Annotated in this window: 14 protein-coding genes and 1 pseudogene; 1 reads left to right on the top strand and 14 read right to left on the bottom strand. The window is 65.9% G+C overall.

Annotated features, from left to right (window positions below; translation table 11 throughout):
- From MRBLAR12_RS15985 to MRBLAR12_RS15920, 14 genes and pseudogenes are all read right to left on the bottom strand, one after another.
- Positions 1 to 517 (bottom strand): annotated as a pseudogene (locus MRBLAR12_RS15985) (bifunctional D-altronate/D-mannonate dehydratase); the annotation flags it as partial.
- Between the two features lie 32 nt (positions 518 to 549).
- Entirely contained in the window at positions 550 to 1,989 is a 1,440-nt protein-coding gene (gene uidB, locus MRBLAR12_RS15980) for a glucuronide transporter (RefSeq protein ID WP_364747059.1), read from the bottom strand.
- 60 nt (positions 1,990 to 2,049) lie between these two features.
- Positions 2,050 to 3,861 carry a beta-glucuronidase gene (uidA, locus tag MRBLAR12_RS15975; protein WP_364747057.1) on the bottom strand — a complete coding sequence of 604 codons (1,812 nt, stop codon included), beginning with the start codon at positions 3,859 to 3,861 and terminating at the stop codon, positions 2,050 to 2,052.
- Positions 3,862 to 4,071: 210 nt separating this feature from the next.
- Positions 4,072 to 5,505: a mannitol dehydrogenase family protein gene (locus tag MRBLAR12_RS15970; RefSeq protein ID WP_364747055.1), complete on the bottom strand. Its 1,434-nt coding sequence runs from the start codon at positions 5,503 to 5,505 to the stop codon at positions 4,072 to 4,074.
- On the bottom strand, positions 5,502 to 6,908 hold the full coding sequence (uxaC, locus tag MRBLAR12_RS15965; RefSeq protein ID WP_364747053.1) for a glucuronate isomerase: 1,407 nt from the start codon (positions 6,906 to 6,908) through the stop codon (positions 5,502 to 5,504). The genes MRBLAR12_RS15970 and uxaC overlap by 4 nt, the downstream gene beginning before the upstream one ends.
- Positions 6,909 to 6,992: 84 nt before the next feature.
- Positions 6,993 to 8,069: a LacI family DNA-binding transcriptional regulator gene (locus MRBLAR12_RS15960; RefSeq protein WP_229995083.1), complete on the bottom strand. Its 1,077-nt coding sequence runs from the start codon at positions 8,067 to 8,069 to the stop codon at positions 6,993 to 6,995.
- A gap of 94 nt (positions 8,070 to 8,163) precedes the next feature.
- On the bottom strand, positions 8,164 to 9,330 hold the full coding sequence (locus tag MRBLAR12_RS15955; protein WP_229995084.1) for a Gfo/Idh/MocA family protein: 1,167 nt from the start codon (positions 9,328 to 9,330) through the stop codon (positions 8,164 to 8,166).
- A 17-nt stretch (positions 9,331 to 9,347) separates the two neighbouring features.
- Positions 9,348 to 10,208, bottom strand: a complete 861-nt coding sequence (locus MRBLAR12_RS15950) for a sugar phosphate isomerase/epimerase family protein (protein ID WP_364747051.1) — start codon at positions 10,206 to 10,208, stop codon at positions 9,348 to 9,350.
- Positions 10,209 to 10,319: 111 nt separating this feature from the next.
- On the bottom strand, positions 10,320 to 11,195 hold the full coding sequence (locus MRBLAR12_RS15945) for an ATP-binding cassette domain-containing protein (RefSeq protein ID WP_229995086.1): 876 nt from the start codon (positions 11,193 to 11,195) through the stop codon (positions 10,320 to 10,322).
- Complete coding sequence (locus MRBLAR12_RS15940) at positions 11,192 to 13,060, bottom strand: dipeptide/oligopeptide/nickel ABC transporter permease/ATP-binding protein (protein ID WP_364747049.1); 1,869 nt, start codon at positions 13,058 to 13,060, stop codon at positions 11,192 to 11,194. The genes MRBLAR12_RS15945 and MRBLAR12_RS15940 overlap by 4 nt, the downstream gene beginning before the upstream one ends.
- Positions 13,057 to 13,998 carry an ABC transporter permease gene (locus MRBLAR12_RS15935; protein ID WP_229995088.1) on the bottom strand — a complete coding sequence of 314 codons (942 nt, stop codon included), beginning with the start codon at positions 13,996 to 13,998 and terminating at the stop codon, positions 13,057 to 13,059. The genes MRBLAR12_RS15940 and MRBLAR12_RS15935 overlap by 4 nt, the downstream gene beginning before the upstream one ends.
- Positions 13,999 to 14,108: 110 nt before the next feature.
- Positions 14,109 to 15,638 (bottom strand): ABC transporter substrate-binding protein, encoded by a 1,530-nt coding sequence (locus MRBLAR12_RS15930; RefSeq protein WP_229995089.1) that lies wholly within the window; start codon positions 15,636 to 15,638, stop codon positions 14,109 to 14,111.
- A 328-nt stretch (positions 15,639 to 15,966) separates the two neighbouring features.
- Positions 15,967 to 16,974: a Gfo/Idh/MocA family protein gene (locus MRBLAR12_RS15925; protein ID WP_364747047.1), complete on the bottom strand. Its 1,008-nt coding sequence runs from the start codon at positions 16,972 to 16,974 to the stop codon at positions 15,967 to 15,969.
- A 67-nt stretch (positions 16,975 to 17,041) separates the two neighbouring features.
- Positions 17,042 to 17,890, bottom strand: a complete 849-nt coding sequence (locus MRBLAR12_RS15920; RefSeq protein ID WP_364747045.1) for a sugar phosphate isomerase/epimerase family protein — start codon at positions 17,888 to 17,890, stop codon at positions 17,042 to 17,044.
- Positions 17,891 to 18,122: 232 nt separating this feature from the next.
- Between MRBLAR12_RS15920 and MRBLAR12_RS15915 the strand changes: the two genes are divergently transcribed.
- Entirely contained in the window at positions 18,123 to 19,148 is a 1,026-nt protein-coding gene (locus MRBLAR12_RS15915) for a LacI family DNA-binding transcriptional regulator (RefSeq protein ID WP_364747043.1), read from the top strand.
- Positions 19,149 to 19,244: the final 96 nt, after the last annotated feature.

Genomic DNA, 19,244 nt, shown 5'->3' with positions numbered 1-19,244 from the left:
CGTAGCGTTCGCCCGAGGCCTGCGCCTGGGCCGCGACGCCGTAGACGGCCTTGATCCCGGGGACCGCGGTCTGGATCCGGATCGACTTGTACCCCAGTTCCAGGTGCTCCCGGACCGAATCGAACAGCGAGGGGAGGTCCGCGCCGGAGGCGTGGCCGTAGGCGCGCAGCCCGTTCCGGGACGCCCCGCCCAGGAGCTGGTAGACCGGCATGCCGGCCAGCTTGCCCTTGATGTCCCACAAGGCCATGTCCACCGCGGCGATCGCGGCCATCGTCACCGGGCCGCGGCGCCAGTACGAGGACCGGTACAGGAACTGCCAGGTGTCCTCGATCCGGTGCGGATCCTTGCCGATCAGCAGCTGCGCGACGTGCTCCTTCAAATACGCGGCCACCGCGAGCTCGCGCCCGTTCAGGGTCGCGTCCCCGATCCCGGTCACCCCGTCCTCGGTAGTGATCCGCAGGGTCACGAAATTCCGGGAGGGGCTGGTCACGAAGACTTCAGCGGCAATGATTTTCACAACAGGTCCTTTTCTGATCTAACGGGGGTGTCTTAGTTGCGGGGCGCCAGCGGCGCGGCCTCCGCGGAAGCGGCGTCGGCGGGAACAGCGGCAGCCGCAGCGGCGTCGTCGGAAGCTCCGGCGCTATCGGAAGGTCCGTCGCCGTCGGTGCGGCGGGCCCGGATTTCGGTGAGGATCCGGGCGTGCATGGCATCGGTAAGCGTGTATTTGGCCATCACGAGCACGGCCAGGATGGTCATGACGGCCGGCAGGGCGCCGGCGGCGAGCTGGATGCCGAAGACGGCGTCGGGCGTCTGGACGGCGCCGGACTTGTAGCCGCCCAGGGCCAGGGCGTAGGCCGCGAGCGCACCGCCGACTGCCTGGCCGGTCTTGCGGGTGAAGGAGAACAGGGCGTAGGTGATGCCCTCGGTGCGGACGCCGGTCTTCCATTCGCCGTATTCGACGGTGTCGGCTTCCAGTGCCCAGACCACGATGTTGACCGCGAGGACGCCCACGAGGCTGATCACCAGGCCGGTGAATCCGAGCCAGACGTGGCTTGCCGGGGTGAAGAAGACGATGGCGCCGCCAATGACCGTGAGCAGCGACGAGAAGATGTAGACGCGCTTCTTGCCGAGGCTCCGGACCAGCTTGGGCATGAAGCCCGCCAGCACGAAGGTCAGGACGAGCTGGGTGATGGACAGCACGGGGTACAGATCCAGCCGTCCCAGGACATCGCGGAGATAGTACAGCTGGACCGAGGTGAGGGCCAGGTAGCCGGTCAGGAAGAAGAAGGAGCTCAGGCACAGCATCAGCAGCGGCCGGTTGCCCTTGAGCGTGTCCATGCTCTGCTTGAACGTGACGTTCGGGACGGTACGGTGGACCCGTTCCTTGGCGGTCAGGAAGGTGAAGAGGTACAGAGCCGCCCCGATGACGACGAACACCAGGGTGATGCTGGTGAAGGTGGCCTGCAGGTTGGCGCCCGGCTTGATCAGCGGGGCTACGAAGATGCCAAGGGCGGAGCCGACCAGCATCCCGCCGATCATCCGGGCGGAGCCGAGTTTGGCGCGTTCGGCCGGGTCCTGGGTCATGGCGCCGGCGAGGGAGCCGTAGGGGATGTTGACCAGGCTGTAGGCCAGGCCCAGGGCGGCGTAGGTGACGTAGGCGTAGAGCAGGGTGCCGGACTCGCCGAGCGCAGGGACAGAGAAGGTTGCCACGCTCAGCAGCAGCAGCGGGATGGAGCCGAACATGATGAACGGGCGGAACTTGCCGAACCGCTTGCTGTAGGTCCGGTCCACCACGCGTCCGGCGAAGACGTCGGCGAAGGCATCAAAGATCCGCACCACCAGCAACAGTGTGCCGGCGGCCGCGGCGGAGATCCCGGCCACGTCCGTGTAGTACACCAGCAGGAACATCGTGGCGGTGGTGAAGGCGAGATTGTTGGCGGCATCGCCGGCGCCATAGCCGATGATGCTGAGCTTGTTCAGCTTTTTCATGAATGGGCTCCTTTACCCGTTGCCGGACCTCGGGCCCGGCGAAAAAATGTGCGTTAAGGCCTACGCCTCAGAAGTGATGTTCTTGGTGCCGGCCAGTGCCGTCCACCGTCGGCGCAGGGCATAGGCGGCGGGTTTGGGCCGCCTGTCCCGGGTGAAGACGCCCTTCTTGTTGCCGTCCACGCGCATGATGCCGTTGGAGGTCTGGAAGTCCGCGAAGTTCCAGACCTGCTCACCGACCATGGCGTCGACCCGGTCGAAGACCCGGTGGTACATGGCCAGGAACGCTGCCTGGTATTCCTCGCTCCAGGGCTGTTCATAGATGGAGTGGAAGCCGGGCATGGTGTCCGGCCCGTACTCGGTCATGATCATGGGCTTGCCGTACTTGGCTTCCCATTCGCGCAGCTCCTTCTCGAGGTGCTGTTCAGCGGTTTCGAGGTCGCCGTTATCGATGTACCAGCCGTAGTAGCGGTTGAGCATGATCACGTCGAATAGGTCCCCGAGCAGTTCCTTGTCCGGGGTGTCGAACAGGACGTTGACGTAGCCGACGGGCCGGGTGGGGTCCAGGCTGCGGGTCAGCTCCACGAGGGGTGCGAAGTACTCGCGGGCGCCTTCCTCGGAGCCGTTGGGTTCGTTGGCGATCGACCAGATCACGACGGAGGGGTGGTTCTTGTCGCGGGCGACGAGTTCGGAAATCGCCTGCCGGTGGTTGGCGGCGGTGTTGGCGTCCACTCCGCCCTCTTCGTAGGTCTTTTTCGCGATGCCGCCGAAGACGGCGCCGAAGCCCAGGTGCAGCCCGACGGCGGCGGTTTCGTCGATCACCACGATTCCGTGCCGGTCCGCGAACTCCATGACTTCCTCGGCGTAGGGGTAGTGCGAGGTCCGGAACGAGTTCGCGCCCACCCAGTCCAGGAGCTGGAAGTCGTTGACCATCTGGGCGTTGCTGTGGCCCTTGCCGATGGCCACGTGGTCCTCGTGCATGCCGAAACCGGTGAAGTAGAACGGTTCGCCGTTGATGAGGAATTCCTTGCCGCGGACTTCCACGGTGCGGACACCGACCGGCAGGGTGTAGCTGTCCAGCAGCCGGCCGGCGTCGCGGATTTCCGCCGTGAGGCTGTACAGGTAGGCGGCGCCTGGCTTCCACAGCACGACGTCGGCGATCGTCAGGGTGCCGCGGGCGCCGTCGGCGCGAGCGACCTCGACGCCGTCGGCGTCACGGACGGAAACGGTGACCGTTTCGCTGCCGGTGCCGCCGGCAGTGGTAATCGTGTAGTCGACGCTGCCGGTGGTGCCTTCGAAGCCGGTGGCGACGGTGATGTCATCGACCGTGACCGCGGGGGTGCTGAACAGCCAGAGGCTGCGGTGCAGGCCGGCGTAGTTGTAGAAATCGTGGAGGTAGCTCTGCTGCCGGCGGCCGTCCTCGGTGACGGTGATGGTGCCGGGCGGGATGGTGGCCTGCGTGAGCTCGTTGTTGACGGACACCGTCAGGCGGAAAAGCTGCCCGGGCGTGACGTGCTCGGTGATGTCCGCACTGAAGGGCATGTAGCCGCCGGTGTGCTGGGCCACGAGGGTGTCATCGACCCACACCATGCCCTCGTGCGTGGCGGAGTCGAGGCGGACGTGGATGCGTTCGCCTGCCCAGCCGCGCGGGACGCGGACTTCGCGCTGGTACCAGACGTAGCCAACGTGGTCCCTGATGGCCTTGTCCGGGAAGACGTCGTTGTAGCTGGCCGGGACGCCCATTTCCAGTCCGGTTTCCAGGGGCGCCTTGAACCATTCGTCCCGGTGGCCGGCGCGGTCAAAGTCCACCTTGAAGCGGTACAGGCCGTCGAGGATGACGATCTCGCGGGTTTCGCTGGCCTGGGGCTTGAGCATTTGGGGTCCTATCGCGTCTTTGCGGGCAGTGCCGGGGGGAGGATTTTGAGGGCCGGCGCTGGGGGCCGGTTTTTGCTCTTGCTGTAATCCTAATCACTTGGCAATCAAATGGCAAGCGGTTGCCATAATTTTTGTTGAAAGTTTGGCGAAACACTGCTGCCCGGCTCCAGATGGTCCGGGAGCCGGGCAGCAGTGCTTGCGCGCAAGGCGTTACGGGGAGAGCGTCTGCTCCCCGAACGTTCCGCTCAAGCTTTCCATCAGATCCACGACGGAACGCTCTTCTGCGAGGGCCGGATCCACCAGGGCCAGCAAGGCGCGGATCCGTTCGGCGCCGGCGAGCCGGTTGGCTGCGGCGACCTCGTCGGCCAGCGGGTCCTGGAACGCGGCGGAGGCGGCGCTGTAGTCCATCCAGGCAGCAATCATGAGAGCGGCGGCGGCGCCGGATCTGCCCGCGGCACGCTCGGCCTGCAGCACGGGAACGGCCCGCATCCTCAGCTTTGTACTGCCGTCCATCGCGATCTGTGCGAGGTGGTGGGCAATCCGGGCGTTGCCGAATCGCTGCAGCAGGGCGGCGCGGTAGGCCGGGATCTGAAGATCCGCGGCGTGACCCTCCGGCCCGGCCAGGTTCGCCTCCGCCTCGTCCCAGAACTTCTCGACGGCCTGCAGGCACAGCGGGTCCGCCAGGGCCTGCGCCACGGTGGTGTGGCCGCGAAGCTGGCCGGCGTAGGCCAGCAGGGAGTGCGCGCCGTTCAGGAGCCACAGTTTGCGGTTCTCGTACGGCTCGATCTCTGCCACGAACACGGCACTGGCGTCTTCCCAGCGCGGCCGCCCGGCGGGGAAGTCCCCGCTGAGCACCCAGTTGGAGAAGGGCTCGGCCACTACGGGCGAGTTGTCGCGGTAGCCGCAAGCGGCCTGGACGGCGGCAATGTCCGCGGCCGTAGTGCGCGGGGTGATGCGGTCAACCGAGGTGCTGACGAAGCTGACGTTGGCGTCGATCCATCCGGCCAGCCCGGCGTCCCATGCCCCGGCCATGCCTGCCACGGCGTTGTGTGCCACGGTGCCGTTGCTGGAGAGGTTGTCGCAGCAGACGACGGCGAGCGGTCCCGCCCCGGCAGCCCGGCGGCCGGCGAGGGCCAGCACCAGCCGGCCCAGCGGCGTCGTCGGGCTTGCGCTGCCGGACGCCAGCAGCGCAAGGTCCGCGGCGACGTCGGGCGCAGCTCGGTCAAGCTGCCCGTCTGCCCGGAGCCGGTAGGCCGCTTCGGTGATGGTCAGAGTGATCACCGCGGTGGCCGGAGCGGCAACCAGCTCCGCCAGTCGCTGCACATCCGCCCCGTCCACGGCTTCGACGATGCTGCTGACCACGGCGAAGGAGTCGCCGTCGTCGGCCCGGTTCACTACCGTGTAGAGCCCGTCCTGTTCAGCCAGTGCCAGCGCCGCGTCGGGGCGGCGGCCGGTGAAGGCCGCGATGCCCCAGTCCGCGGCGTCGGACGCCTGGTGCGTATACCAAGCCTGGTGCGAGCGGTGGAAGGCGCCCAGCCCCAGGTGAATGATCCGCACGGGTGCCTTGGCGGACGGCCGCAGGCGGCGGTTCAGTGGGGGCAGTTCGACGGCGGGTGGCACCTCGGAGTGCTGGTCGACGCTCACAGCTTGAACACCCGTCGGGGCGAGCCGTCCACGATGTCGACGATCAGTTCATGGGCGCGGTCCTCGCTGACGCGGTGTTCCGCGACGAGCCTGGCCAGGAAGGAGGCCTCGATCCGGCGGGAGGCGTCGTGGCGCGCGGGGATGGAGCAGAACGCGCGGGTGTCGTCGATGAAGCCGGACGAGCGGGAGAATCCTGCGGTTTCGGTCACGGCGGAGCGGAAGCGCAGCATGGCGTCCGGTGCGTCCAGGAACCACCACGGGGCGCCGAGGTAGACGGACGGATAGAAGCCGGCCAGCGGCGCGAGTTCGCGGGAGAACACGGTCTCGTCCATGGTGAAGAGCACCAGGTGGAAGTCCTTGGCGGTGCCGAAGTCCTGCAGCAGCGGGCGGATGGCCTCGGTGTAGTTCACCGCAAACGGGATGTCGTGGCCGGTGTCGGCGCCGAAGGCGTTGAACGTGGGTTCGTGGTGGTTACGGAACGAGCCCGGGTGGATGGTCATGACCAGCCCGTCCTCCACGGACATCCGTGCCATCTGGTACATCATGTGGGCTTCGAAGTCTTCGCGGTCCTGCGCCGTGGCCTGGCCCGAGCGGGCGCGGTCGAACAGCCTGGCCGCGTCGGCGGCGGCGAGCTTGAGCGTTGCCGGGGTACGGACGCCGTGGTCGGCCGAGACTGCGCCGTGGTCCACGAAGTAGCGACGCCGGTTCTCCAGGGCGGTGATGTAGCCGGCGTAGCCGGTGGCGCCGTCGCCCGCTGCTGCGATGAGCCGGTCCACGTTCGCGCTCCACGTGGGGTGCGCGATGTTCAGGTAGGCGTCCGGGCGGAAGGTGGGCAGGACGCGGCCGTGGAACGTGGGATCCTCGGCGATCGCCTGGTGGCTGGCGAGGCTGTCCAGGGGGTCGTCCGTGGTGGCCAGCACCTCGATGTTGAAGTCCTTGAAGAGCTGGCGGGGCCGGAAGCCGGGTTCCTGCAGCTTGGCGGAGATCGCATCGTAGCTGGCGTCGGCGGTCTCGGCGCTGATCTCCTGCCGGAGGCCGAAAACGCTGTCGAACTGGGTGCGGAGCCAGTAGCCGGAGGCCGTCCCCTCGAACAGCGGCCAGGCTTTGCAGAACTCGCGCCAGACCGTGCGGGAGTCCGCATCGGCGGTGGCCGAGCCCCGCAGCCGGTCCAGCGGAACGCCGCTGGCGTGGATCAGCCGGGTGACGTAGTGGTCCGGGCTGACCAGCAGCGCTGCCGGGTCCGGGAACGGGCTGTTGTGCTCGATGACTGCGGCGTCAACGTGCCCGTGCGGGGAAATGATGGGGAGGTCCTGGACGCGCTGCAGGAGGTCCCGCGCAATGCTGCGCGTTCCGGGATCCGCGGGCAGGAGCCGGTCTGGGTTGGCGGCAATCGACTGTGACATAAATCAATGGTCCGGCCTGCTTCAGGTATTTGTCAACCGGTTGCCATTAATTGCCATCAAGTTGCGGGGGCTTCGCCGGCAAGGCTACCCCGCGGGCAGCAGCCGTCCGCTCGAGCCCCGCAGCACCAGCTCCGTCTCGACGCGCAGGGTGGCGGCAGTCTCCCCCGTGCCTCGCGGGAGATCGCCGTGCAGGAGATCAAGCAGCAGCGTGGCAGCGCCCGAGCCGCACTCCCCCAGCGGCGAGCGCACGGTGGTGAGCGGAGGTGTGGTGAAATCCGCCCCGAAGATGTCGTCGAAGCCCACGATGCTGATCTGGTCCGGGATCACCATGCCGGCGGCCTGGAGTTCCTGCATGAGCCCGATGGCCAGGAGGTCGTTGTAGGTCAGCACCGCCGTGGCACCGCTGGCCCGCACGTCGCGCGCCACCTGGCGGCCGCCGTCGACGGTGGGCTTGGTGGATTCCAGCCGCACGGCCTCGAGCCGGGACCATTCGCAGGCCGCCTGCACGCCTTCCCAGCGGCGCGCGGACATCCAGGACTGCGGCGGACCGGCGACAAAAGCAACCTTGTGGTGCCCGTTCCCGGCCAGGCTGCGGACCGCCTCGCTGATGCCCTTGTTCACGTCGGGAACCACGCACGGCACGCCGTCGACCTCGCGGTTGATGACCACCACGGGCTTGTCGCGGGCGATCGTGCGGATGTCGTCGTCGTCCATGCGGGGGCTGGCCAGGATGAGGCCGTCCACAGTAGCCATCATCCGGCGGGCTGCCGTCAGCTCAGTGACACCGGACTCGGCGGACTCGGCCAGAACCATGGTGTAGTCCCGCAGTGTGGCCGTCGTTTCCGCCCCGCGGATGATGTCGAAAAATGTGGGGTTGGTGATGTCCGCGACGATCAGGCCGAAGGTATTGGTACGGCCGGTAGGCAGCGCACGGGCGAACGGATTGACCTGGTAGTTCAGCTCGGCGGCGGCATCCTCGATGAGTTTCTGCGTCTTGGCGCTGACGCGGCCTGGCTTGCTGAGCGCACGTGAGACGGTGGATGGGTTGACGCCGGCAACCTTGGCGATGTCGTAGATGGTGGCGTTGGACTTTCCGGACCGGGAGTGCTTCTTGGCCGGGCCTGTTGTTGCGGCAGCGTCCGGCGTCTTGGGTTCAGTCACTGCCCCATCCTAACGAGGAAACAACCCAACTAGCTCGCAGCGGGGGCCGTTTTGAGCGCTCAAAACGGCCCCATCTGCGACTCAGTTGGGTGGGCTAGGGGCGCTCGGGGAACTTGCCTTCGTCTGCGATGCGTTTGTTCAGCTCGGCGAGGAACTCGTCCTCGTCGAAGTCCAGCCCCACCTCCGTGCCCCGCCAGCTGGAGAGGTGGATGGCGTTGGCCAGGCGGACACCCTTGATGCCGTCCGAACCCGGGGCCAGCAGCGGTGTGCCGTCCAGGATGTTGGCGGCGAAGTTCGCCAGGACACCGGAGTGCTGCGCCCCCCAGGCGGACTCGAACTCGATGACCTCGGTGGTGTAGTACTCCTCGGGATTCAGCTCGCCCATGAAGAGCTTGCGGACATCGTCCAGGCCCATGCCGTCGCTGAGTTCACGCTCGGGCTTCGTCAGGCGGGTAACGGTGGCGGTCTTGCTGTTTTCGACCACGATCTTGCCCTGGTCGCCCAGGATCTCGAAGCGGTCGGTCCCCACGAGGTCGTGCGTCGCGGTGACGAAGACGCCCGTGGCGCCGTTGCCGTAGTCCACCACGGCGGTGACTTCGTCTTCCACGGCGATGTCGCGGCGGAAGCCGTAGGCAACCTTGGAGTAGACGGACTTCGGTACGCCGCAGATCCACTGCCACAGGTCCAGCTGGTGCGGTGCCTGGTTGACCAGCACGCCGCCGCCCTCGCCGCCCCAGGTGGCGCGCCATTCGCTGGAGTTGTAGTAACCCTGCGGGCGCCACCAGTTGGTGATGATCCAGTTGGTGCGGCGGATGCTGCCGATCTCGCCGTTGTCGACGATCTCCTTGAGCTTCTGGTAGAGCGGGTTGTTGCGCTGGTTGAACATGATGGCGAAGGACAGCTCGGGCTTGCTGGCAGCGAACTCGTTGAGCTCCTGGACCTGCTTGGTGTACACGCCGGCCGGCTTCTCCACGAGGGCGTGGATGTTGCGCTTGAGGGTCTCGATGCCCATCTCCGGGTGCAGGAAGTGCGGCACGCAGGTGACGACGGCGTCGACGTCGCCGCTTTCCAGCATGGCGATGTAGTCCTCGTAGAAGGGTGCGTCGGGGTACCGGGAGGCGGCCAGTTCCTGCTTCGCGGGGTCGGTGTCGCAGATGGCGCCGATCACCATGTTCGGGACCAGCCCGTCGGTGATGAACTGGGCATAGGCGCCGCCCTGCTGGCCCAGGCCGATGATGCCAAGGCGTACTTTCTTACTCATGTGGTGATTCTCCCTGTCTAGAAAAGGTTCGAGTGGCCCATGGCCACGAGGTTGGTGTAGGAGGTCTGCAGCGCGTCCCACACCGTGCGCCCGTAAAGTTCGTCCTGCTCCACGAGCAGGTACCGGGCGCCGGCGGCCTGGGCGGCGGGGATGATGGCGGGGAAGTCCAGGTTGCCTTCGCCCACCTCGGCGAACTGGACCACGTCCTTGAACTCGGTCATGAAGCCCTTGAAGTCCCCGGTTTCCAGCAGCCCGAAGGCGCTCCCGGGGAGCTGGCCGATCCGGTAGTCCTTCAGGTGAACCATGGCAGTGCTGCCGGCGTACTTTTCCAGGGTACGGACGGGGTCGAGGCCACCGCGCTGTACCCAGTGGACATCGATTTCCATGCCCATGGCCGGGGAGTTCTCGGCAATGATGTCCAGCATGTACTTGCCGTCAAACTTCGCGAACTCGATGTGGTGGTTGTGGTAGTACAGGCCCAGGCCCTGCTCCTGTAGGCGTTCGGCATATTCGTTGGCCTGTTTGGCGAAGTCAATGACCGCGCCGATCGACTTCATCGCCGGGAACGGCAGCATGCCGATCCGCAGCAGCGTCGTGTCCAGGCGCTTCGCGTCCTCCACGATCTTGTCGAAGTGGTCCTTCAGCGAATCTCCGGGGCGGCCCTTGGGGGTCTCCATGGCCACGGACAAAGCTGCAATGTCCATGCCCAGTTCGCTGCGGGAACGGTCCAGTTCGGCGACGTTCTCCGGGGTCATCGGGATCTGGGAGATCTCGACGGCGTTGTAACCGATCGCACTGACCTTGCGGAGCGTCTCGAACGCCCCCACTTCGGCGAAGCTGTCTCGCAGCATCATCGCTTGTACGCCAATTTTGGCCACTGTATTCCTCCGTGGTGTTCCGGACCCGCAAGGGCCCTCGTTGCCGGTTGGGTGCTGCCGCCAGATTCTGGCGACGACGCCGGCCTGTTCTATCTGACGCCGCAGGTGTCCTCAGGCGAGGACGCCCGCTTGTTCGTGCTGCATCCGCTGCGATTCGAGCAGCCGATGCCGGTCCGCCCGGCGCTGTTCCTGCCGGTCCGGATCGGGTACTGGGGACGCCAGCAGGAGCCGCTGCGTGTAGGGGTGTTCAGGGTCGCGGGTAACGATATCGGCCGGGCCTTGCTCGACGATCTCCCCGTGGTACATCACAGCGACGCGGTGGCTGATGTGCCTGACGACGTCGAGGTCGTGGGAGACGAAGAGGTAGGAAACGCCGGTGTCCTTCTGGATCTGCAGGAACAGGTCCAGTACGCGGGCCTGGGTGGAAAGGTCCAACGCGCTGACCGGCTCGTCGCAGACGATCAGCTTGGGCGAGAGGGCAAGGGCGCGGGCGATCGCCACGCGCTGGCGCTGCCCGCCACTGAATTCGCGCGGCAACCGGTTGATGGCGTCAGAGGGCAGGCCCACCTGGTCCAGCAGTTCCTTCACACGCTTTTTGGCCGCCGCGGCTTCCATGCCCTGCACGCCCAGTGGCTCGGCGAGGATGTCACCGATCTCCAGTGCGGGGTTCAGCGAGGTGTACGGATCCTGGAAAACCACCTGCAGGTCCCGGCTCAGGACCCGCCGGTCCTTGCGGGTGGCGTGACTGATGTCCTTGCCGTCGAAGCTGATCTTCCCGCCGGTCACCGGTGCCAGCCCCAGGATGGCGCGGCCCAGGGTGGTCTTGCCGGAACCGGACTCCCCCACCAGGCCGAGGGTTTCGCCGCGGCCGATGGTGATGTTGATGTCCGTCAGGGCTCGGAAGGGCTTTGCCCGGAACTTCTTGCTGGGGTACTCCACCACCAGCTGGTCCACGGTGAGCAGCGGCGCGCTTTTGGTGGTGCTCATGCGACTGGCTCCTTTTGCAAGGGGGATACGAGCGTGGACATGGGTTCCTTGCCTTCAAGCATCGACGCCAAAAGTGTCTGTGTGTAGGGTTCTTGCGGATTGCGGAGGATGTCGCGGACGGGTCCTTCCTCCACGAGCCGGCCGTTCTGCATGACGGCCACACGGTCGCAGAGGTCCGCCACCACCCCGAAGTTGTGGGTCACCAGGATGACGCCGATGTTCAGGCGCTGCTGGAGCTCCCGCAGCAGGTCCAGCACGTCCGCCTGCACGGTGACGTCCAAGGCCGTGGTGGGCTCGTCGGCGATCACCAGGGCCGGCTCGCAGCTGATGGCTCCGGCGATCAGCACCCGCTGGGCCATGCCGCCGGAGACTTCGTGCGGGTAGGCGTTGAAGGTCCGTTCCGGGTTGACGATTCCGACGTCGGTGAGCAGTTTCAGCGCCCGTTTCCTGGCCTCGGCTTTGGATATTCCGAGGACACGCACCATGGGTGTGACCAGCTGGTAGCCGATGGTGAAGGCGGGATCCAGGTTGCTCATGGGCTCCTGCGGAATGTAGGAAATCCGCTTGCCGCGCAGTTTGGACAGGCGCTCCTGGCTGACGCGTTCCTCGCCCGGGGCCACGGTGTAGCTGCCGTCGAACTGGATGGAGCCGCCCACAATGCGGGCGTTATCCGGCAGCAGCCCAAGGATGGAGAAGGCGGTCTGGGACTTGCCCGAGCCGGATTCGCCTACGATGCCCAGGATCTCGCCGCGGTCCACGTGGAAGGAGACGTCGTCAACAACCTTCTTGATGGAACCGTCCGCCTGGGGATAGCCGACGCCGAGATTGGTCACCTTCACGAGGTGGTGCTCCGTTCCGGGGTCGACGGCGGGCACGGACTTCCGTGACGGGCGCACGGCGGCGGGCGCCGCCGTCGGGCGCCGGCCGGTGACCGGGTCGGTGCCCGGGGTCCTGGTGCGGCGATGCTTGATCTTTTCGCCGTCTTCGAGGGCGTCGCGGATGGCGTTGCCCAGCAGGACCAGGCCGCCGATGGTCAGCGCCATGGCAAACGCAGGCCAGAAAAGCAGCGTCGGCGTGAGGTAGACGTTCTTGAATCCCTCGCTGAGCATCACACCCCAGGTTGCCTTGGCCGGATCCCCCAGTCCAAGGAACTCGAGCCCGGACTGGATCGCAATGGCCACACCGGCAATCGCCGCCGTCTGGATAATGATCGGGGCCCGCACTACGGAAAAGATGTGGCGGGTGATGATCCTCAGGTCTGAGAGCCCGGACACCCGGGCTGCATCCACGTAGAGCTCGTTGCGGACCGACTGCACCGCTGACCGCGTCAGGCGGAAGTAGGACGGGCTGATCAGGACGCCGAACGCGATCATGGCAATCCACACCGAGGGGCCGAAGGCCGCGCGGATGGTCAGCAGCACAATCAGGCCCGGAAGGCTCATGAGGATGCTGACAATCCAGTTGGAAACGGCCTCGAATTTGCCGGCGTAGTAGCCCGCGATCAGGCCGGCGGGAAGACCGATCCCGATGGCGACGGCGGCGCAAAGCAGCGCGGAGAGGAGCGTTAGCTGCGCGCCGAACAGCAGCCGGCTCCAGACGTCGCGCCCGGAGCTGTCCGTACCCAGGAGGTTTACAGAGTCGGGGCTGGCCAGGGTTTTGGAGATGTTGGCGAAATTCTCGTCGAACGGGGCCAGAACATCCGCGAACAAAGCCAGCAGTGCCATCCCCAGCAGGATGACGAGGGCGATGATGCCGAGAGGATTCTTGAAGAGCCGTTTGAGAACCGTGGAACGGACTACGGTGCCGGTCTGGCCGGTCGCGCCGGGAACGGGCGTCAGGGCTGTGGTTTCGACGGACTCGGTCACGAGGCACGCACCTTCGGGTTGAGCCAGCCGTTGAGGAGGTCAACGATGAGGTTGACCAAAATAACAACGGCGACGGTGTACATGACGACGCCCATCACCACTGGCTGATCGCTCTGGCCGGTGGCAGCAACGGCGAGCGGGCCCATGCCGGGAAGGGCAAAGATCTGCTCGATGATGACCACTCCGCCCAGCATGCCGATCAGTTGCAGGCTGAGCACAGTGAGTCCGGCTGGAGCAGCGCTGCGCAGGACATGCCTGAACAGGACCTCGCGCTCACCTATCCCGCGGCTGCGCAAGGTGCGAACGTAATCGCGTTCGAGCTGCTTGATGACGGCACTGCGGATCTGTTGCGCACCGCCGGTGACTCCGTTTATCAGCAGGGCGATCACCGGAAGCGTCAGGGACAGCACCCAAGCGGACGCAGGTTCGCCCGGGGAAATGGTGCTGGTGGCGGGGAATATGCCCAGCTGGATGGCGAGGATGGTCACCAGGATGATGCCGATGACGAAGCCTGGAATGGAGTCGCCGACAATGGCGCCGATCTGAACCACCCGGTCCACCCAGCCGCGCTTCACCGCGGCGGCAACGCCGATCAGGGTAGCGATGATGGCGATGAGGATCATGGCCGCGAACACCATTGTCATGGTGACGGGGATGCGGGTAGCGAGAGAGCTGGCCACTGGTTCAGAAGTGAACCAGGATGTGCCCAGGTTTCCGCCCAGGGCGTCCGTGAGCCAGCTGAAGTAGCGCGCGGCGATGGGCTGATCCAGCCCCAGCTCCGCTTCCTTTACGGCCAGTTGCTCCGGTGTTGCCTGGTCTCCCAGGATGTTCCGGGCAATGCTGCCGCTCGATATGTAAAGCAGGAAAAAAGTAAGGACCGAGACGGCGAACAGGACCACTAGGCCGCTGCCGAGGCGTTTGAGGATGAATCTGGTCATTGCTGGCTCCATTGAACTGGCATGGTGTGGCTGCTGGATCCGGCAGCCCGCCGCTTGTGGTGGTCGGGCTGCCGGACCTGCGCCGGTTTTAAGTGGTTACCTGGCCCGTACTACTTGGCGGGTGAGTAGTTGTAGATCGAGGGAACGGCCATCTGGATCTGCGGCGTGACGTCGATCTTGGCGTTGTGGTAGTACATCTGGTTCACACGGAACAGCGGTGCGAACCATGCCTGCTCCACCACGTACTTGTTGACTTCCTGGGCCAGCTTGCCAGCATCCTTGCCGCCGTTCTGGACGGCATCGATCTTGGCCTGGAGTTCGGGTGTGGTGGTCTTGAAGGGGTTGTAGAGCGCCTTGGTGGAGATGATCTGGTTGATGGCCACCCACGGCTCACCCTGGAAGAGTGAGAAGTACATGCTGGTGAACTTCTGGGCTGCGACATCGGTGGTGTAGGTGTTCGTGATGGCGGAGCCCACTTCGAGGGTGACCCCGACGTCAGCCAACTGCTGCTTGATCACTGCCAGCTGCGTTTCAAACCCGGGTACGCTCGGGACCTGGAGTACCAGTCCGGCCTCGTAGCCTGCTTCTTTCAACAGTGCTTTGGCCTTGGCCGGATCGTACGGGTACTTGTTTTCGAGCTCCTCAACCCAGGCGCCGCTGGCCTTGCCGAAGGGCTGGGACGTCGGGGTGCCTTGACCCAGCATGACCTGGTCCAGGATCGTCTTGCGGTCAAACGCGTAGTTGATGGCCTGGCGGACGCGGACGTCCTTCAGTCCGGGGTTCTTGGCGCCGTCGCGGTCGAATAGAGTCAGGCCCTGCCAGTCCACCTCGGTCGCTGCCAGTTTCATCTTTGCGCCCTCTGCCTGCTTGCCGGTCTTGGGATCCAGCAGCGTGGCGTCCACCTGTCCGGAAACCAGGGCATTGGTCCTGGCAGTCAGGTCAACGAGGATCTTGAAGGTGACCTTCTCGAACTTCTGAACGTCCTTATTCCAGTAATCCTTGCGGGCAGTGAACACCGACTGCGAGTCTTTGACGGTGGCGGCTTTGTCCATGACATACGGGCCGCTGCCCACGGGCTCGGTCTTGATGCCTTCAGTGCCCAGCGCCTTGGGGCTGCCCATCAGGCCCGCGGCCTGGCTGAGGTAGAACTCCAGCGAGGGATCGGGCGCCGTCAGGTCGAGCTCGATGGTGTCAGCATCCACCACTCTGACCCCTGAGACCGCGGTGAGCTGGGCCATCTGCGGGCCATTCGCCTTCTTGAAGTGATCCAGGTTCGCCTTGGCCGCGTCGGCGTCGAACTTGGCCCCGTCGCTGAAGGTCACGTCAGTCCGGAGATCAACGGTGAGCTTGGTGTTGGCGTCGTTGTACTTCCACGCCGTGGCCAGCATGGGGCTGAGCTTGCCGTCCGGTTCCCGCAGCAGCAAGGAATCGTATGCTGCCTGGTACGGCTGCAGGAAGTGTCCTACGTGCGCCTGGGCCGGGTCCCAGGAACGGATTTCCTGTACTGCACCCAATGTCAGCGTGGTTGTTTTGGCGCCGGCAGCGTTGTTGGCGCCCGAGGCGCCGCCGCCACAGGCGGTGAGCGCGAGGGACGCGCTGAGGATGAGGGCAGCAGCTGCTGCCTTGAGACCGAACTTCATTGTTGGCTCCTTTGGATCGCTTGACGAGGTCCGTTTCACGGGACGTTTGCGGCGGCTCTGTGGCCTGGGCCACAGAGCCGCTTGTGGGTTCAGCGTACGTTGGGTTGCCACATCTGGCAACCGGTTGTCATCACCTTTTTGAATTATTGCGGAACGGGGGTGGTTGGGCCGCACGACGGCGCGCCGGAAGCGCGCACGCACTGATGCGGGGGCGCCCCGGCGGGCACAGTTGGGCAGCCGCGTAGTTGGGGCAGTGGTGTAGCTGGGCAGCCGCGTGGCGCACAAGAAGTCCGCACGCGGGCTGGGAACGCCGCGGGGAGGCGTCCGGTTAGGACACCTTTTCCTCAGAGCCGGGATAGGACTGCCGGTAAAGTTCCTTCACGATCCGCAGCGACTTCGCCCCCTCGGCGGCGTCAATCCAGAACGGGCCCGGCTGCGCCAGTCCGGCATAGAAATCTGCGATCAGCAGGGCATGCGAAACACCCCAGTAGGAACGCCCGCCCGAGCCGACGGCGCGCTCACGCACCACCTCGCTGCGCCCGTCGTCGTAAGTGACCGTAAGGTCCCCGCGCAGGCTCAGCATTGCCGTCTCGGTACTGATGTCCAAGGTGACCGGTGCGTTGAGGGTGTTGGCGAGGGTGGCGTAGAAGACGCTGCGCGCGCCGTTGCTGTGGAGCGCGGCAAACTCCGCCGTGTCCTCTACCTCGATGGCTTCTGCGAGCGCATGGGTCGAGGCGCTGCCGGCGAGCGCGACGACGTCGCCCACCAGCCACTGCAGCAGGTCAACGGTGTGGATGGCCTGGTTCATCATCAGGCCCCCGCCGCCCTCGCTCCAGCTTCCGCGCCAGGGCCGGCTGAGGTAGTAATCAGGTTGCCGGTGCCACATGACCGTGGCCGAGGCTCCCAGCACCTTGCCCAGTTCGCCGGAGTCCAGCAGCCGGCGCATTGCCTGCACCGGGGCGTTGTAGCGGTTTTGGAAACACAGCCCAATTTTCGCCGTGCTTTCAGCAGCAGCGGCCAGCAGCCTTTCACCCTCGGCCAAGGTGTGCGCCAGGGGCTTTTCCAGCACCACGTGGACGCCGCGGCGCAGACATTCGATGGCGATCGCTGCATGCTCGTGATGCGGGGTGGTGATGTGCACGACGTCCGGGTCGGCCGCCTCGAGCATGTCGCGGTAGTCCTCGAAGCCGGGGACCCCGTGAGCCTCCTGCGCCGCGGCGCGGCGCGCCGGATCCGTGTCACAGACCGCCACCAATTCGGCGTCGGCCATTCCTGCAAGTGCTTCAAAGTGAACGATCGACACGTCGCCGCAGCCGATGATTGCCGCCTTTGGCATCCGGAGCTCCCTACTTCTTTAGTGGTGGCTTCTTCAGTGGTGGTGCATTCCTGCTAAACGGGTTCGATTAGACGAGTTCGATCTGGTTCTTGGCGGCCAGCGCGGCGAAGGCGCGCGCCGCGGTGCCGAAGGCCACCGGGCCCGAGAAGCCGCCCAGTTCGTGGGCGCTGGCCAGATGGGGTTCCAGCGAGGCGAAGCCGGCGTACCCGTCCGCCTTGAGGGCGGCGATGGTGGCGTCGAGCTCGCCATCGCCCTCGCCGGAGGGCACCACTTCCCCGGTGGCGGCGAGCGCGTCCTTGACCTGGAAGTACTCCAGGTAGGGGCGCAGCATGGCGTAGCCCTCGGTGTAGGGCTTGACGCCCACCTGGACGAAGTTGGCGTTGTCCCACGCGATCCGGAGTGCGGTTGAGTTTACGGACTCCATGATGTCCAGCACGCGCTGCGGCGTATCGCCGTAGATGCCCTTTTCATTCTCATGCAGGAGCACGACTCCGGATTCCGCGGCGAGCGCCGCGAGGGCGCCCATGCGGACCAGGACGTCCTCGCGGATATCTTCAGCGCTGCGGCCCTCGGCTCGGTAGAAGGAGAAGATGCGAACGTACTTTGTCTCCAGCCCCTTGGCCACCGAAATGATCTGGCGGAGCCGATCCAGTTCATGCTCCACCGGCAGGCTCACGTCCACCTTGCCGATGGGGCTGGCCACAGCCGAGACCTTGAGGCCCTTCTCATCGAAGATTTCCTTCAGCCGGGCAACCTGTTCGGGCTCAAGCTCGGAGACATTGGTGCCCCAGGCGCTGCGCACCTCGATGTGGCTTGCGCCCAGTGCCAGCAGCACGGCCGCCTGAACTGCCGGGTCCGGATCTATTTCGTCGCCGAAGCCTGAAAGCGACCAGACTGCGGTTGATGTGTTGCTCACGCGGATCTCCTGGGTTTCGCGGCCGCCGCGGGCAGCTTCCGGCTCCAGCGCGGTGACGCAGTTCACAAATGGTGTACACCCAGTTTAGTCAGTGCCGCAATCAAATGACAACCGATTGCCAAATGTTGAGAATCTGTGACATTCTTTGCTGACCGGTTCTGTGGCGGCAGTCACAGGGCCGCCCTTCCGACCCGGCCGTACGGCCCGGCCACCACGTTCAGAGAGGAGCGCCGTGGCGACGACGCAACCAGCAGCAGTGGACCGCCCGGCCACCATCCATGACATTGCAGCTCTCTGCGGCGTGGCGGCCTCCACCGTTTCCCGGGCGCTCTCCACGCCGGACCGCGTCAACATCAGGACGCGGCAGCGGATCGAGGCGGCCGCGGCCCAGCTGCACTACACCCCCAACAGCCAGGCGAAGGCGCTGAGTTCCGGCCGCACAGGCGCAGTGGGAGTCCTGGTTCCGGATATCACCAACCCGTTCTACTTCGACCTCATCAGGGGCACACAGCTCCAGCTCAAGGCGGCCGGGTACACCCAACTGCTGGTGGATACGGAGGAATCCGACGAGGTGGAGGCCAGCACCGTGGAGCAGTTGCGCAAGAGCGCTGACGGCATCATCGTTGCCGCATCCCGGCTCAGCGACGAAGCCCTGCTGGACGCGGCGGCGAAGATGCCCATGGTCACCATCAACCGTGACGTGCCCGGCGTTCCCGCGGTCCTGATCGACACACCGGCCGCCACCAGCCAGGCGCTGGACCACTTGATCTCGCTGGGACACACCCGCGTGGCCTATGTGGCTGGCCCGCCGACGTCGCAGTCCAGCGAACGGCGGTGGACTGCGCTGTCCGAGGCAGCCGAGGAGCGCGGCGTGGAGGTGCGCCGGCTGGGTCCCTTCGCCCCCAAGACGCAGTCTGGCGCAGCAGCCGCGGACGCCGCCGTACACAGTGGAGTCACCGCCTGCATTGCGTTCAACGACCTCATCGCGATCGGCATGCTCCAGCGCCTTCGCGAACGCGGCATCCGCGTCCCCGAGGACATGAGCATTGTGGGCTGCGACGACATCTTTGGCGCCGACTTCTGCAACCCGCCGCTGTCCACCATGGCCTCCCCAATCGAACAGGCCGGCCGCGTGGCGGTCTCCATGCTGCTGGCCCAGCTGAACCCGCTCGCCGGCGGCGGCACCCGAAGCCGGTCCGTGATGCCCACCCACCTCACGGTCCGCGGCTCCACCGGACCGGCGCGGCAGGCGTCGTGATGGCGTACGCGGTTTCCGCTGCGCAACCTGGCGGGCGCGGCGCAAAATACCCTGCGCTACGGGTATCTCCGCAGCGCCAGTGGTGGTGCGCAGCGC

The organism is Arthrobacter sp. LAR12-1-1.1, from assembly GCF_040676555.1.
Classification (GTDB): Bacteria; Actinomycetota; Actinomycetes; order Actinomycetales; family Micrococcaceae; genus Arthrobacter.
The sequence above is the reverse complement of the archived record's forward strand: the minus strand, read 5'-3'. Positions and strand labels throughout refer to the sequence as shown.